Origin of the sequence: Streptomyces sp. H27-H5 (assembly GCF_026627505.1) — a bacterium.
Classification (GTDB): domain Bacteria; phylum Actinomycetota; class Actinomycetes; order Streptomycetales; family Streptomycetaceae; genus Streptomyces.
Map to the genome: position 1 here is coordinate 1 of NZ_JAPNLK010000006.1, position 14,414 is coordinate 14,414.

Sequence of the window (14,414 nt, forward strand, 5' to 3'; positions counted from 1 at the left end):
GCACCACCGCCTGCCCGCTCAGCGCACCGGCCACGATCGTGCGCACCTTGCGCTCCTGCTTGCGGGACAACGGCAACGGTGCAGCAGCAGGGTGGGCCATACATGCTCCCGGGCAAAGGATGTGGCGGCGCGTCAGGACGAATACTGCCCCGCTCCGCCCGCGCTCCCGGACGGCGGGCCCCGAACCCCCGCCCCGGGGCCGGCCGTGCGCCACACTGGCGTCATGCCGGTTCCCCCAAGGAGACTCAAGGACGACGTCGACGGCACCGTCGACCACTACGCCGCGCAACTGGGCCGCTGGCCCGCCCTGGCCGAGGTTGATGTGTGCTGGCGCGGCTCGTTCGGATACCTGGCCGCGATCATCGAGCACGACGGGCAGGACGAGCACATCCCGCTGTGCCGCATCGAGTACCTCGGCGACGACGAGGAGTGGGCCTTCGCTCTCTACTCAGCCGCCACCGACTCCTACACCGCGGCCCTCCTGCACACCGGCACCGACATCGGCCACCCCAACGACGCCTTCGACACCGCCGCCATCGTCCACCTCGCCGACCACGAGGCGTGACCGCACCCAACCCGCCCAACCGGAAAAGGACCTGCAACGCGCTGCACTAGGGCCGGCGCCTCCGCGGCCTTGCCGTCGACCCGGCCCTCGCCCTCTTCCTCTTCCTCGAACGCCTCCGGGGGGTCGACCCCGACCCCGTCCCCGTCCGCCCCGCCCTCGGCGTCCGGGGCGGGGGCGGGCCCGCCCTCGGACCCGACGGGCGACCCCGTGCCGCGGCCCCCCTCCGCGCAGGCACCCCCGGCGGGCGGCAGGGCGCCGGCCGATCCGGCGGCGCCGCTGCGGGCGGCGGTACGGTCCCACGTGTGGGCCGCCGGCTGCGACCACGCCTACCTCTCCCCCCGGGAACCGGCGGCCGTGCCCCCGCCCCCGGTGGAGGCGGACGCCGCCGCCTGGGCGCGGGACCGGCAGGCCGTGCACGCCGGGAGCCAGATCGTCGAGGTCACCCTGCACGGCACGGGGGAGGGGGCCGTGGTCCTCCAGGGCATGGAGGTCCGGGTGGCCGCCCGCCGCACCCCGCCCGCCTGGAACGTCTACCAGATGTCCCAGGGCTGCGGCGGGGGACTGACCCCGGCCACGTTCGCCGTCAACCTGGACGCCCCGAGGCCGCTGGCCCGGCCCGTCGCGGGCAACGACGCCGGGGAGGCGATCCCCGCGCCGGCGTTCCCCATGCGGGTCTCGGCGGCGGAACCGGTCGTGCTGCGGGTGGAGACGGCCACCACCGGCTGCGACTGCGACTGGTACCTCGACCTGCGCTGGACCGGCCCCGCGGGCTCGGGCACCCTGCGCCTGGACGACGGGGGGAGCCCCTGGCGCACGAGCGCCCACCCGAACCGCCCGGTGTACGGATTTGCCACGGAGCGGTCCCGCTGGTCCCGCTGAGGCGGGCACCCGCCCCGCCCCGGCCCGGGCCGCCGGCTGCCCCGCGCGGGCCTGCGGACCCCGCCCGGCCGGGGCAGCGGCGCTGTCAGTGGCCCCACCTAGACTCGACGGCAGACGCGACCGCCGACCAACGGGAAGGGAGGACCCACCGTGACGCCGCCACCGCCGCCGCCGGCGGACCCCCTCGTCCCGCTGTTGCGGCACGCCGCCGTGTTCCTCCCCGACGCCGTCCCCCGCCGGGGCCGGCTCGCCTTCTGGGCTCCCGACGGCGCCCCCCTCCCCGAGGTCGGGACCACGCAGCCGCTGAGCGTCGTCCGCCCGCACGGCAGCGGGGTGCGCGCCCGGACCGTCCCGGCCGTGGCCCTGCCCGTCGTCGACGCGCTGCCCCTGCTGGTCCGCGCGTCCCGCGACCTCGGCGTGGCCTGCGCCCCCGCCACGCGGGCCTGGGCCACCGCCGCCACCCACGCGCTCAGCCTGGTCGCGCGCGGCCGGTTGCTGCCCGGGGTGACCCCCGAGGGCGTCGACGCCTGGCGGGCCGGCCCGCTCGACGCCGAGGACGTCGGGTACCTGCGCGCGGTCGCGGCCGCCCTGCCTTACGAGGCGTACGCCGCCCCGCTCGCCGGCCGCCGCCCGGTGACGCTCCCCGAACCGGAGGCCCTGGTCCGGGCGTTCCTGGACGCCGTGGCCGACGGCCTGCCCCGCACCCCGGCCGCCCCGGTGGCCGCCGGGCGTCCGTTCGCCGCGTCGGAGCCCCAGCGGGTCCCCGGCATACGGGAGTGGGCCACCCAGGTCGCGGCCGGCGCCGACACCGGGGTGGGGATCTCGCTGCGGCTCGACCTGTCCTCCTTCCGGCTGTTCGACGAGGCCGAGCCCGAGGACGTGCGGCGCGCCGGGGCCGCCGTGGTCCAGGTCCACAGCCTCGCGGACCCGACGCTCGTCGCCGACGCGGGCGCGCTCTGGGCCGGCACGGCCGCCGCCGGGTTCGGTCCGCGGGCGCGGATCGACGCCGTGCTCGCCCTGCGCCGGGCCGCCCGGGTGTGGCCACCGCTGCTGCGCCTGCTGGACCAGCCCGTGCCCGACGCCCTGGCCCTGTCGGATCCGGATCTGGAGGACCTGCTCGGCGCCGCCGCGACCCGGTTGGCGAGCGCCGGGGTGCTGGTCCACTGGCCGCGCGAGTTGGCCCGTACGTTGTCCGCGACCGCCGTCGTGCGGTCCACCGCACCCGGCTCCGCCACCGACGGCACGGCCTTCTTCGACGCCGGACAGCTCTTCGCCTTCTCATGGGAACTCGCCCTCGGCGGCGACCGGCTCACCCCGGGGGAGATGGACGCGCTCGCGCAGGCGCACCGGCCCGTGGTGCGGCTGCGCGACCAGTGGGTGCGGGTGGATCCCGAGCTGGTGCGCAAGGCCCGCAAGCGGGAGTTGGGCCTGCTGGACCCGGTGGACGCGTTGGCCGCCGTGCTGACGGGGACGACCGAGGTCGAGGGCGAGCCGGTGGAGGCGGTCCCGGTGGGCGCGCTAGCCGCGCTGCGGGAGCGGCTCACCGGCGAACTCGCGCCGTTGCCGCAACCCGCCGCGTTGAAGGCCACCCTGCGCGACTACCAGGCGCGCGGTCTGGCCTGGCTGGACCTGATGACCTCGCTCGGTCTCGGCGGCTGCCTGGCCGACGACATGGGCCTCGGCAAGACGGTGACGCTGATCGCGCTGCACCTGCACCGGGACCGGGCCGAGCCGACGCTGGTCGTCTGCCCGGCCTCGCTGCTGGGCAACTGGCAGCGGGAGATCGAGCGGTTCGCCCCCGGCACCCCGGTCCGCCGGTTCCACGGCGTCGGCCGCAGCCTCGAAGGGCTGGACGAGGCGGGCGGGTTCGTGCTCACCACGTACGGGACGATGCGCGCCGGCGCCCCCCGCCTGGCCGAGCAGCGCTGGGGCATGGTCGTCGCGGACGAGGCCCAGCACGTGAAGAACCCGCATTCGGCGACGGCGAAGGCCCTGCGCACCATCCCCGCGCCCGCCCGGGTGGCGCTGACGGGCACCCCGGTGGAGAACAACCTCTCCGAGCTGTGGGCGCTCCTCGACTGGACCACGCCCGGGCTGCTGGGCCCGCTCACCACCTTCCGGGCGCGCCACGCCCGCCCGGTGGAGCACCAGCAGGAGGAGGACGGCGGCAACGACGAGGCGGTCGCCCGACTGGCCGCGCTGGTACGGCCCTTCCTGCTGCGGCGCAAGAAGTCCGACCCCGGCATCGCGCCCGAACTCCCGCCGAAGACCGAGACCGACCACCCGGTGTCGCTCACCCGGGAGCAGGCCTCCCTCTACCAGGCCGCGGTGGACGAGGCGATGGCCGTGATCGAGACGAGCGAGGGCATCGAACGACGCGGAATGATCATGAAGTTGTTGGCCTCGCTCAAGCAGATCTGCAACCACCCCGCGCAGTACCTCAAGGAAGAGTCGCCCCGGATCCCGCACCGGTCGGGCAAGCTCGCGCTGCTGGACGAGTTGCTGGACACGATCCTGGCCGAGGGCGGCTCGGTGTTGATCTTCACGCAGTACGTGACGATGGCCCGCATCATCGAGCGGCACCTGGCGAACCGCGGCATCGCGCACCAACTGCTGCACGGCGGGACGCCGGTGGCGCGCCGCGAGGAACTCGTGGACCGGTTCCAGGCGGGCGAGGTGCCGGTGTTCCTGCTGTCGCTGAAGGCGGCGGGCACCGGCCTGAACCTCACGCGCGCCGGTCACGTCGTCCACTTCGACCGCTGGTGGAACCCCGCCGTGGAGGAACAGGCCACCGACCGCGCCTACCGCATCGGCCAGACCCAGCCCGTACAGGTGCACCGGATCATCGCGGAGGGCACCGTCGAGGACCGGATCGCCGAGATGCTGGAGGCGAAGCGGGCCCTGGCCGACGCCGTGCTGGGCTCCGGCGAGTCGGCGCTGACCGAGCTGTCCGACCGCGAACTGGCCGACCTGGTGTCCCTGCGGAGGCCCGAATGATCACCGCGCGGGACGATCGTCGGCGCACGTTCGAGACCGTGCCCCCCGGACTGGAGGCGACCACCTGGTGGGGTCGGGCCTGGGTGGTCGCGCTGGAGGAGCGCGCCCCCGACGCGGCCCGCCTGGCCCGGGGGCACGCCTATGCCGCCGAGGGCCACGTCGACGCGGTGACGATCACCCCGGGTCGGATCGTGGCGTACGTCCGGGGGAGCAGGGCCCGCCCGTACCGCACCGAACTGGCGCTGCCGGCCTTCGCGGACGCCGAATGGGGAGAGGTCCTGGAGACGGTCGCCGCCGACCCCGCGGCGCTCGCGGCCCTGCTGGAACGGGAGGTTCCGGAGTCCCTCGCGGAGACGGTCCTGCCGGGCCCGGCCGAACTGCTCGCGCGCTGCTCCTGCCCCGACGTGGGGCGGCCGCCGTGCAAGCACGCGGCGGCCCTCTGCTACCGGGCGGCCCGACTGCTGGACGAGGACCCGTTCGTGCTGCTGCTCCTGCGCGGACGCGGGGAGCGGGAACTGCTGGAGGAGCTGACCCGGCGCAACGCCGCCCACGCCGCCCACGAACAGCCCGACGCCACCGCCGACTTCCCCGGGGTCCCCGCCCGCGCGGCGGTGGCCCGCACCGCGCCGCCCCCGCTGCCGGCGCCGATGCGCGCCCCGGCCGCCCCCGGGCTGCCGCCCGCCTACCCGGCCGACCCCGCCGCGCCCGACCCGCTCGCACTGGACCAGCTCGCGACGGACGCGGGCGCCCGCGCCCTCGCGCTGCTGGCGACCGGCGAGGACCCGATCGCCGGCCTCACCCTGTGGCAGGACGCCGTCCGGCTGGCCTCCGCGCACCCGACGGCCGGCCTGACCGGCGTCGCCCGCACCCTCTACCGGGACCTGGCCCGCGCCACCGGCCGGACCACCACCGACCTTGCCCGGGGCGCGGCCGCCTGGCGCCAGGGGGGTCTGCCGGGCCTGTCCGTCCTCGACGAACCCTGGGATCCGCCGGCGGGCCCCTTCGACCGGGCGCGCCCCGCCCTGCTCGCCGCGGGCCGTGGCCTGTACCGCCCCGACCGCAACCGCCTCACCGCCGGGACCCGTCAGCTCCGGCTCGGCCGCGAGGGCCTCTGGTACCCGTACGAGTCCCGCCTCGACGACGCCGACTGGTGGCCCTCCGGCCGCCCGTCCACGGACCCGGTGACGGCCCTGCAGCGCTGAGCGCCCCGACGGACCGGTGCCGCCGGGCGGACCGGTGCCGCCGTGCGGAGCATGCGGCCCCGGGCGCCGTCCCGCGGTGTCCGTCGACCCTTCCTCGGCGTCCGCCAGGGCTTCGGCGACGGCGTCGTCGGACGCGTCCGCCCGCCGGCGTGGCTCGACGACGTCCGGCCGCGACGCCGGGGCGTCGGTACGGGGCATCGGTCCATGACGTCGGATCGCGATGCGGGGCCGTCAGGCCGGGCCGTCGCGGCGCGGCGTGGGGCGTCCGGTCGGGGCGTCGGTCCGCGCGGGGCCGTCAGGCCGGGGTGTCGGGTCGGTCGAGGTGGGTCGCCCAGTGGGTGAGCGCGGCGAAGTCGCGGTCGCGGAGCCCGTGGCGCGGATGGACGCGCAACAACAGGGCCGGGGCGGGGTGATGGGCGGCGACCCAGGCCCGGTCCCGCGGGTTGATCATGTCGTCGACCCAGGCGAACGGGCGGCCGGCGGCCCAGGCGAGGAGCGGGCGGGTCTTCCAGGAAAGGCCGTCGGGATCGTGGGCGAACAGCTCCGGCCACTCGATCACCGGGAGATCGCCGGGCAGCCCGATGCGCGGGGCGATCATCGTGTTGGCCTGGTGCATCCAGGTGGTCGCCCAGGCGAGTTCGTAGGGCAGGGCCAGCAATCGGGCACCGTGGGCGGGGTGCAGGCGGACCCGGAGCCCGCGCCGTGCGCTGCGCGAATCCGGGGCGCGGCGGGACATCCAGATCTCGGGACGCATCCGGTGGCTGTCGTACCCGCGCAGCCCGGCGAGCCGCGACCGGAAGGGGTTGAGCGGGCCGTCCACATCAAGGAGAAGCAGCGGGCTGTTCATCATGAGATAGGCATTACCCCGTACACGATGGGGTGAAATGCCCATCGGCGCTATAACCCGATTGGGGTTACGGCGTTGTTTCCGGTGCGGGCGTCTCGCCCGCGGACTCCTCCGGAAGGCGGGAAAACTGATGCGTCACAGTCGTCGCAATGGCTTGATCACGGCGGTGGTTGCGGGAGGTGGACTGGCGGTCGCGGGGGTGGGTGGCCTCGCCTACGCCGATGCGGACGCGGGCGGCAGAGCCGCAGGCTCCCCGGGCCTGCTCGCCGGGAACCTGGTGCAACTGCCGGTGAACACACCGGTGAACGTGTGCGGGAACACCGTCAGCGTGGTCGGGCTCCTCAACTCCGCCACCGGCAACCGCTGCACGAACGCCTCCCAGGGCGGCGGCGTCCGCTCCGGCTCGGGCGCCTCGGGGCAGGGCCACTCCTCGTCCTCCACGAAGGCCGGTACGGCCAACGGCGGCGGATCGGTGGCCGACGGACAGACGACGGGTTCTCCCGGCCTGCTGTCCGGCAACGGCATCCAGCTCCCCGTGGACCTCCCGCTGAACGTCAGCGGCAACTCCGTGAACGTGGTCGGAATCGGCAACCCCTCCAGCGGCAACATCTCCGTCAACGGCGGCAAGCCCAGCGGTGGCAAGCCGGTCCAGCCGCCCGTCGTCGTCACGCCGCCCGTCATCCCGCCGGCGCCCGTCACGCAGGTGAAGCCGCCGGCGCCGCATACCCCGCAGACGCCGCCCCGGCACACCGAAGCCCTCGCCCACACCGGGTCCGACGGCCTCGGCTACCTGATCCCCGGCAGTGGCGCGCTGCTGCTCGGCGGAGCGCTGCTGTACCGCCGCTTCCGTACGCAGGGTTCCGTCTAGGCCGTCTCGGCCCGGACCGGCTCCCCGGACGCCGCCCGCCATCCGTCCAGGATCGCGTCGATCCGCTCCGCCAGCCGGGCCCGGGCGGCGAACCGCGGCACTCCCGCCATGAGCAGGGCGTCGTACTCGGTGTCGAGGTGCCGCACGGCCGCCCGCACCGCCATGGACACCGCCGGTTCGTCCAGGGCCCGGCCTGCGGCGGTCCGGCCCACGCGGCCACTGCCGCGCAGCGAGGCGTGCGCCGCGATGACCCGCGCGCGTTCCTCCGGGCAGCCGGGGAACAGCCGCCGGATCTCGGCGGTGAAGGCCGCCGTGAAGCGGACGTCCTCGGCCGCGCGCCGCAGCCGGTCGCGGTCCCTGCGGCGGGCCCGCACCTCGGCGTCCGCGAGGCAGGCGCGCTCGGCGCGGGCCAGGGCGGCCTCCTCGACCAACAGGCCCTGGCGTTCGTAGCGATGGCGGCGTTTGTGCCGGCGCACCACGACGGCGGAGAGTGAACTGGCCTCCCGCGCACGTCGGGTGAGCGCCGCGTCGCCGCGCGGCAGGTAGACCAGATGGCCGAGGTCGACGCAGTCCAGGCAGCGGGGCACTCCCGCCTCGCGGACGAGGAGCCGGAGCGGGCCCTGCCGGCACTCGGCGCAGTGGATCCGCTTGTGCGACTCGAACACGACAAGACTCATGACGGAGTGATACCGCGCGGCGGTCCTTATATCACCTTGTAGAGCAGGGTTGTTGTCCTTTCATCGGATCTTCCTCGACGTCGTGATCTCCTCCTACCGTGAGGCGGCCGGGCCGCGGTGGCCCGTGGAGGAGGAACGATGGGCGGACGTCAGGCGACGGCGCGACGGCCGGGGGCGAGCGGGGGACCGGACCTCACGGGCCGGGAGATCGTGATCGAGCCCGGGCAGTGCACGGGATGGCACTACCACGACGTGCCGCTGATGGCGGTGGTCGCCTCCGGAACGCTGACCCGGATCCTGGACGACGGATCCGTCGAGACGCACCCGGTGGGAGCCACCTTCGTCGAACCCTCGGGCAGCGACCACGTCCACCTCGGCCGCAACCTGGGCAGCGAACCGGTCGTGCTCCACGTGACCTGCGCCCTCGCCGAGGACGCCCGTTGGTCCGTGGCCACGCCCGCCCCGTTCGGCGCGACGCCGTGCCCGTGCCCGGGGCACGCCCGCTGAGTCCGCGACACCGGCCGGTCGGACACGGCGCGCCCCGCGGGCCGCGGCCGGCTCAGACGAGTCGGCGTATCTCCCCGCGCACCCGGTAGAAGCCGCCGGACGCCGCGTGCAGCCCCTCCACCACGTAGCGGGCGCCGGCCTCCCGGATCCCGCGGGGGAACTGCACGTTCCAGCCGGGCTCGAAGCCGTCGGACACCACGTGCACCCGCGTCCGTCCGCCCTGCTGGACGCACTCCACCACCACACCGCCCGCCGGCGCCGCGGCCACCGAGACCGTCGCCACCGCCGAGGCTGACGCGGCCGGCGTGAACACGGGCAGCGCGGCGGCCGACTTGACGTCCATCGCCGTCGGCACCGAACCCTGCTGCGCGGCCGTGATCGCCTGCTCGCTCGCGTCCACGCACACCAGCGAACCGTCCGTGGTGACCAGGTACAGCCGCCCGTCGAGGTACTGCATCGACAGCGCCGACCCACTGCCCGTGCCCAGCTTCCACAGCCGCCGGCCGTCCGCGTCGAAGCAGTACACGGAGGAGGAGAGGTCGCCCGCGAACACGTGCCGCCCGTCCGGCGACGTCGCGCACGAGTACACGGCCGCGTCACACCGGTACGAGGCCTCCACCGCGCCCGTCGCCTTCGACAGCCGCTGCACCGTGTTGCGCCCGGTCCCCGCGTACACGGCGGAGTCCTCCTGCCACCCGAACAGCACCGAACCGTCCGTCGCCGTGTGCCACAACTCCCGCCCGCCGTCCGGGGCGTAGGCCGTCACGCCCTTGCTGTGGCCGTGGTACACCGCCCGCTCGTCGGCCCGCACCATCCAGGCGTTGGACCCCGACGAGCGCCGCGACCACTGGAACTCGTCCTCGTGGTCGATGACGGTCAGGCCGCCGCTGCGGTCGGACACGTTCAGCACGCCCTCGCGGATGTCGAGCCAGAAGATGTCCACGTCCGCGGCGATGTCGTACGCCCCGAACGGCACCTTCGACGACAGGTCGTACACCGTGCCGTCGTCACAGCCCGCGTAGATCCAGAACTCGTCCGCCACCAGGCACTTCACCCCGTCCGGCAGCGAGTACCGGGCCAGCACCTCGCCGCCGTGGCTCAGCGTGTAGACGTCACCCGCCTGGTTGCCGACCCAGCAGCGGTCCTCGTCCACGTGGATCCCGAACGCCGAGGAGCCCGTGCGGAAACGCCACAGCACGGGAGCCACCGCGCGCGCCGTCGACGGGGCCGAGGTCACCTGCCTGCGGGTCACCGACCGCGCCGCGCGGGCACCGCGAACGGCCGGGGCGTAGCCCTTGCGCACCTTCTCCCCGACCTTCTTCGCGGCGGCCGCGCGCGCCTTCTCCACCGTCGGGAAGGAGGAGTTCTGCACCTGGCCCTCCGCGCCGATGCGCCCGTACCGCACGGTGACGGACGTGCCGTCCACCGTCACCTCGTAGAACTTGTGCGCCCCGCCGTCGTCCTGCGACAGCTCCATGTACGTCGTCTCGCCGGCCATGACAGACCCCTCCCCGCGGTCGGGCCGACGACTCCGTTTCGCGCCGGTGATCCCTCGTGGAAAAAGTTAGGACCCGCCACTGACAATGGCCACGTGCAGCTGGAAGCGATCACATGGCAGCGGATGGCCGAGCGGCTCGCCGGTCGTCTGGAGGACCGGTCCGAGGGCCCCGACCGGGGACCCTGGCAGCGGGTGGGCATCGACGGCGCGCCCGCCGCCGGAACGGACGTGCTCGCGGACCGGCTCGCCGAGGAACTGCGCGGGCGGGGCAGGCCCGTACTGACGGTCCCGGCCGACGGGTTCCTGCGTCCGGCCTCCCTCCGCTTCGAGTTCGGCCGGCAGGACGTGGACGCCTACCTCGGCGGCTGGTACGACACGGCCGCCCTCTGGCGCGAGGTGTTCGGCCCCACCGACCCCGGCGGCACCGGACGGGTACTGCCCGACCTCTGGGACCCGGCGACCGACCGGGCCACCCGCAGCCCCTACGTCGAACTCCCCGCGGGCGGCGTGCTGATCGTGCACGGACCGCTGCTGTTCGGCCACTGGTTCCCCTTCGACCTCGGCGTGCACATCCGCCTCTCCCCGGGAGCCCTCGCCCGCCGGACCGAGGAGTCCGCGCGCTGGACCCTGCCCGCCTTCGCCCGCTACGAGGCCGAGACCGACCCGGCGGCCGCGGCTGACGCCGTCGTCCGGGCCGACGACCCCCGTCACCCGGCCTGGACGGGACTCGCGGACTGACCCCGCGGGCATCCACCCGGTCACGGACGTCCGGGATCGGCAACAGCGCGATTCCCGGTCGGTGACGAACGGGAATCGGGCGTCGTCGTGGCCGACGGCGGCGGGCTACGTTGTCGCCACGCTTCGACGGCGACCGCCGGGTGGCGCCTTGGCAGAGGGAGACGGCAATGGGTGGACGCGGCGAGACGATCGAGGGACCGAGACGGTCGCGGCGGGGGTGGACGCTCACGACGCTCGCCCTGTGCGCGGCCCTGACCCTCACCGCCTGCAACGGCGACGACGGCGCCGACGCCGCGGGCACGACGCCCGGCGCGAGCACCGCCGGTCCGAGCGCCCCCCCGACCGCGGTCGCCACCCCGACCGCGACACCGACCCCTCCCCAAGGTGCGGGACCGTCGGCGTCCGCCGCGTCCTCGAAGCCGACCGCACCCGCCACCGCCAAGGCGACCCCGGCGGGCAAGCCCAAGTCGCCCGCGCCCAGCTGCGACCACAAGATGCCGATCTCGCCCGACGAGATCGCCGTCAACCGCTACACGCCCGAGGGCGGCTTCCACAGCCTGATCGTCAAGCACGGCAACTGGGGCTGCGGCGCCCCCGACTCCGACGGCGCCCCCTTCGAGACGGTCGGCAAGGAGACGTTCATCCCGATCCAGGACGATGCGAAGATCACGGCCGTCACCCCGATCGTCGAGAGCACGGAGAACAAGCCGATCACCCTCGACGCCCTCATCGCGTGGCTCGTCGCCCACCCGAACCAGGGCCTGGTGTTCCGCTACCACCTCGGCGGCAAGGGCGCGATCGACACCCTGGACCAGGTGTTCACCCCGTGAACCCGCCCCCGGGGCGGCCCTGATCGACCCGCCCCGGGTCCCTCGACACCGGTCCCGGCCGGGCGGTGCGGGTGAGGGCGGCCCTACGGACGTCCGCCCATCCGGGTGACCGCCACCGCGGCCGCCCGGCACCCCGCGCGGGCCGCCTCCACCGGGGTCGCGCCCGCCAGCCGGGCCGCCAGGAAGCCACCGGTGAACGCGTCCCCCGCACCCGTGGAGTCCACCGCCGCGACGGCCTCGGCGTCGACCTCGGCCGTGATGTGCCCGCCCTCGGCGATCAGCGCCCCGGCCGCGCCCCGGGTGACCACCACCAGCGGCACCCGGCGGCTCAGCGCCACCGCCGCCCGGGCCACCCCGGCCGGCTCCGGGAGCCCCGCCAACAGCCGGGCCTCGTCCTCGTTCGGCAGCAGTACGCAGGCCCCCGCCACCGCCGTCAGGAAGCGCTCCGGGCCCAGCGTGGCCAGGAACCCCGCCGAGGCCGGGTCCACGCTCACCGGCACCCCCCGGGTCCGGGCCGCCCTCAGCGCCACCCTCGCCAACTCCCGGCTGCTGTCCGCGAAGAACAGGTACCCCGACAGGTGCAGGTGCGCGGCCCCGTCCAGCAGCGCCGGCGCCCAGTCGGCCGGGCACAGCCGCAGGGACGCCCCGCTGTCGGTCAGGAAGGTCCGCTCCGCGTCCTTGCCGACCAGCGCCACCACCGTCCCGGTCGGCTCCGCCCGGTCGACGACCAGCTTGGGGCGAACCCCCGCGTCCACCAGCGCCCGCTCGTGCCAGCGCGCCGACTCGGTGCCCACCCGCGCCAGGATCCGTACCTCCGGGGCACCCTCGTGCGCCGCCCAGCAGGCGGCGTTGCCGCCCGCCCCGCCGGGCTGGGTACGGATACGGGCGACCGTGTCGGTGGCCGGCGCGAGCGGTACGGTGTGCACCGCGACCACGTCCGTCACCACGTCCCCGACGACCAGCAGCGCACCCGGCGCGCCCCCCGCCCCACGCGCGGCCGGCTCCCGCGGGGCCGTCGTCGTCGCGTCCGTTGTCGTGTCCGGCCCGCTCGTGCCCGGCCCGTTCGCGTCCGGCCCGCTCGTGCCCGAGCCGGTCGCGCCCGTCTCCGTCGATCCCGCTCCGGTCACCCCCCGCCCGGTCATGCCCGGGCCGCCCAAGCCCCCGCGATCCGGGCCCCGAGCCGGACGTTGCCCCGCACCGCCGCCAGGTTCGCCTCCAACGACGCGCCGCCGGTTGCCCGTACCAGGAACCCCAGGAGGAACGGGGTCACCGCCTGCCCCGTGATGCCCCGCTCCCGGCACGCGTCCAGTGCCTCCGCCAGCACCCGGTCGTGCAGCTCCGGATCCAGCTGCTCCGCCTCCGCCACCGGATGGGCGACCAGCAGCGCGGACTCCGGCCCGCCGAGCGCGTCCTGAGCCGCCATCACCGCCGCCACCTCCTCGGGCCGGTGCACGGTCCAGTCCACCGGCTCGCCGGAACTGGACAGGTAGAAGCCGGGGAAGCGGTCCGTCCCGTACCCGAGCACCCCGACCCCCAGGGTCTCCAGCCGTTGCAGCGTGGCGGGCACGTCCAGGATCGACTTCACCCCCGCGCAGACCACCGTGATCCGGGTGCGCGCGAGCAGCGACAGGTCCGCCGACTCGTCCTGGGTGTGGGCGAACTCCCGGTGCACCCCGCCCAGCCCGCCCGTGGCGAAGACGCGCAGACCGGCCCGCGCCGCCAGGAAGGCCGTCGCGGAGACCGTCGTCGCCCCGGTCGCGCCCGTCGCGAGGGCGGGCGCCAGATCCCGGTGGCCGAGCTTGCGCACGTCCTCGCCCCCGGCGATCCGCTCCAGTTGCCCCTTGTCGAGGCCCGCGTACGCCACTCCGTCCACCACGGCGATCGTCGCCGGAACCGCCCCCTCGGAGCGGACCAGGGCCTCCAACTCGGTGCCCACCGCCAGATTGCGGGGGCGCGGCAGGCCGTGCGCGATGATCGTCGACTCCAGGGCGACGACGGGCCTCCCGGCGGCCAGCGCCTCGCGCACCTCCTCCGAAAGGACGGGTACCGAGGAGGGCGCCGAGGCCGGGACGGCGGACGCGGACAGGGGCGCGGATGCTCTGTGCTGTGGCATGCACCCATCCATGGCACCGGATTCGCGCCCCCAAACGCGCTCCCGCCGCTCCCGCGCGAACCTGTCCGAGTACCGCGCCCGGCGCACCGCCCGCCCCACCCCGGACCACGCCCGCGCGGGACGAGGTCCACGACCCGGACGCCCACGCCGCCGCCACCGTCGCGCACCCGCCGCCCTGGCCGAAACCCGGCGGACACCGGGCCCCAAGGGGTGGACAGGATGCCTCGTCCGGCGCGTCCGCGCTGGACGCTCTGGTCGCCCCTAGGCGGGGGACCACCCGATTAGGCTGGCGCGCCATGAGCACCCGTGATCACAGCGCAGCCCCCGCCTCCTTCGCCGTCTCCGTGACGGACTTCCCCGACGCCGAACTGGAGGTGGAGGAGCTCGACCCGGCCCAGATCGTCTCCGGCACGCCCGTCGTCACGGGCAAGGTGCTGTGGGAGGCCGAGGACGGCTCGCAGATCCGGGGGATCTGGCAGATCACCCCCGGCGTGGTCACGGACACCGAGGCCGACGAACTGTTCGTGGTGGTCGGCGGCCGCGCCACCATCGAGGTCGAGGGCGGCGACACGCTGGAGGTGGGCCCCGGCTCCGCCTGCGTGCTCCGGGAGGGCGACAAGACCACCTGGACCGTCCACGAGACGCTGCGCAAGGCCTACCACATCAGCTACTAGGCAACCGGACCTGTCGCCG

Annotated in this window: 14 protein-coding genes; 9 read left to right on the forward strand and 5 right to left on the reverse strand. The window is 75.3% G+C overall.

The window, feature by feature from the left end; genetic code table 11:
• The first annotated feature begins 223 nt into the window (after positions 1-223).
• From OTB19_RS03855 to OTB19_RS03870, 4 genes are all read left to right on the forward strand, one after another.
• Entirely contained in the window at positions 224-565 is a 342-nt protein-coding gene (locus tag OTB19_RS03855) for a hypothetical protein (RefSeq protein ID WP_267796493.1), read from the forward strand.
• A 207-nt stretch (positions 566-772) separates the two neighbouring features.
• On the forward strand, positions 773-1,444 hold the full coding sequence (locus OTB19_RS03860) for a hypothetical protein (RefSeq protein ID WP_267796494.1): 672 nt from the start codon (positions 773-775) through the stop codon (positions 1,442-1,444).
• 150 nt (positions 1,445-1,594) lie between these two features.
• Positions 1,595-4,441, forward strand: a complete 2,847-nt coding sequence (locus tag OTB19_RS03865) for a DEAD/DEAH box helicase (RefSeq protein WP_267796495.1) — start codon at positions 1,595-1,597, stop codon at positions 4,439-4,441.
• Positions 4,438-5,643 (forward strand): SWIM zinc finger family protein, encoded by a 1,206-nt coding sequence (locus OTB19_RS03870; RefSeq protein WP_267796496.1) that lies wholly within the window; start codon positions 4,438-4,440, stop codon positions 5,641-5,643. The genes OTB19_RS03865 and OTB19_RS03870 overlap by 4 nt, the downstream gene beginning before the upstream one ends.
• Positions 5,644-5,938: 295 nt before the next feature.
• Here OTB19_RS03870 and OTB19_RS03875 read toward each other — a convergent pair whose 3' ends face one another.
• Positions 5,939-6,493 (reverse strand): HAD domain-containing protein, encoded by a 555-nt coding sequence (locus OTB19_RS03875; protein WP_267796497.1) that lies wholly within the window; start codon positions 6,491-6,493, stop codon positions 5,939-5,941.
• A 163-nt stretch (positions 6,494-6,656) separates the two neighbouring features.
• Between OTB19_RS03875 and OTB19_RS03880 the strand changes: the two genes are divergently transcribed.
• Positions 6,657-7,358: a chaplin gene (locus tag OTB19_RS03880; RefSeq protein ID WP_324289480.1), complete on the forward strand. Its 702-nt coding sequence runs from the start codon at positions 6,657-6,659 to the stop codon at positions 7,356-7,358.
• Here OTB19_RS03880 and OTB19_RS03885 read toward each other — a convergent pair.
• Positions 7,355-8,035, reverse strand: a complete 681-nt coding sequence (locus OTB19_RS03885; protein ID WP_267796499.1) for a DUF2293 domain-containing protein — start codon at positions 8,033-8,035, stop codon at positions 7,355-7,357. The genes OTB19_RS03880 and OTB19_RS03885 overlap by 4 nt on opposite strands.
• Positions 8,036-8,173: 138 nt before the next feature.
• Between OTB19_RS03885 and OTB19_RS43365 the strand changes: the two genes are divergently transcribed.
• Positions 8,174-8,542 carry a cupin domain-containing protein gene (locus tag OTB19_RS43365; protein ID WP_324289481.1) on the forward strand — a complete coding sequence of 123 codons (369 nt, stop codon included), beginning with the start codon at positions 8,174-8,176 and terminating at the stop codon, positions 8,540-8,542.
• 52 nt (positions 8,543-8,594) lie between these two features.
• Here the strand turns inward: OTB19_RS43365 and OTB19_RS03895 are convergent, their stop codons facing one another.
• Entirely contained in the window at positions 8,595-10,040 is a 1,446-nt protein-coding gene (locus OTB19_RS03895) for a WGR domain-containing protein (protein WP_267796500.1), read from the reverse strand.
• Between the two features lie 93 nt (positions 10,041-10,133).
• Between OTB19_RS03895 and OTB19_RS03900 the strand changes: the two genes are divergently transcribed.
• Positions 10,134-10,778 carry a uridine kinase gene (locus OTB19_RS03900; protein ID WP_267796501.1) on the forward strand — a complete coding sequence of 215 codons (645 nt, stop codon included), beginning with the start codon at positions 10,134-10,136 and terminating at the stop codon, positions 10,776-10,778.
• 167 nt (positions 10,779-10,945) lie between these two features.
• Positions 10,946-11,608, forward strand: a complete 663-nt coding sequence (locus OTB19_RS03905) for a hypothetical protein (protein ID WP_267796502.1) — start codon at positions 10,946-10,948, stop codon at positions 11,606-11,608.
• 83 nt (positions 11,609-11,691) lie between these two features.
• On the opposite strand, the gene OTB19_RS03910 is transcribed toward OTB19_RS03905, so the two are convergent.
• Positions 11,692-12,750 (reverse strand): carbohydrate kinase family protein, encoded by a 1,059-nt coding sequence (locus OTB19_RS03910; RefSeq protein WP_267796503.1) that lies wholly within the window; start codon positions 12,748-12,750, stop codon positions 11,692-11,694.
• Entirely contained in the window at positions 12,747-13,721 is a 975-nt protein-coding gene (locus OTB19_RS03915) for a pseudouridine-5'-phosphate glycosidase (protein ID WP_267796504.1), read from the reverse strand. Before OTB19_RS03915 ends, OTB19_RS03910 begins: the two co-directional genes overlap by 4 nt.
• A 296-nt stretch (positions 13,722-14,017) precedes the next feature.
• Here OTB19_RS03915 and OTB19_RS03920 point away from each other — a divergent pair, with 296 nt between their 5' ends.
• A complete protein-coding gene (locus OTB19_RS03920; RefSeq protein WP_267796505.1) occupies positions 14,018-14,395 on the forward strand; it encodes a cupin domain-containing protein in 378 nt (125 codons plus the stop codon).
• The last annotated feature ends 19 nt before the right edge of the window (positions 14,396-14,414 follow it).

What these genes read in the sequence shown, in the direction of transcription:
- OTB19_RS03855 (WP_267796493.1), top strand. Translation starts at nt 224, where the DNA reads ATGCCGGTTCCCCCAAGGAGACTCAAGGACGACGTCGACGGCACCGTC.
- OTB19_RS03895 (WP_267796500.1), bottom strand. Translation starts at nt 10,040, where the DNA reads ATGGCCGGCGAGACGACGTACATGGAGCTGTCGCAGGACGACGGCGGG.
- OTB19_RS03905 (WP_267796502.1), top strand. Translation starts at nt 10,946, where the DNA reads ATGGGTGGACGCGGCGAGACGATCGAGGGACCGAGACGGTCGCGGCGG.
- OTB19_RS03920 (WP_267796505.1), top strand. Translation starts at nt 14,018, where the DNA reads ATGAGCACCCGTGATCACAGCGCAGCCCCCGCCTCCTTCGCCGTCTCC.
- OTB19_RS03875 (WP_267796497.1), bottom strand. Translation starts at nt 6,493, where the DNA reads ATGATGAACAGCCCGCTGCTTCTCCTTGATGTGGACGGCCCGCTCAAC.
- OTB19_RS43365 (WP_324289481.1), top strand. Translation starts at nt 8,174, where the DNA reads ATGGGCGGACGTCAGGCGACGGCGCGACGGCCGGGGGCGAGCGGGGGA.
- OTB19_RS03910 (WP_267796503.1), bottom strand. Translation starts at nt 12,750, where the DNA reads ATGACCGGGCGGGGGGTGACCGGAGCGGGATCGACGGAGACGGGCGCG.
- OTB19_RS03870 (WP_267796496.1), top strand. Translation starts at nt 4,438, where the DNA reads ATGATCACCGCGCGGGACGATCGTCGGCGCACGTTCGAGACCGTGCCC.
- OTB19_RS03915 (WP_267796504.1), bottom strand. Translation starts at nt 13,721, where the DNA reads ATGCCACAGCACAGAGCATCCGCGCCCCTGTCCGCGTCCGCCGTCCCG.
- OTB19_RS03885 (WP_267796499.1), bottom strand. Translation starts at nt 8,035, where the DNA reads ATGAGTCTTGTCGTGTTCGAGTCGCACAAGCGGATCCACTGCGCCGAG.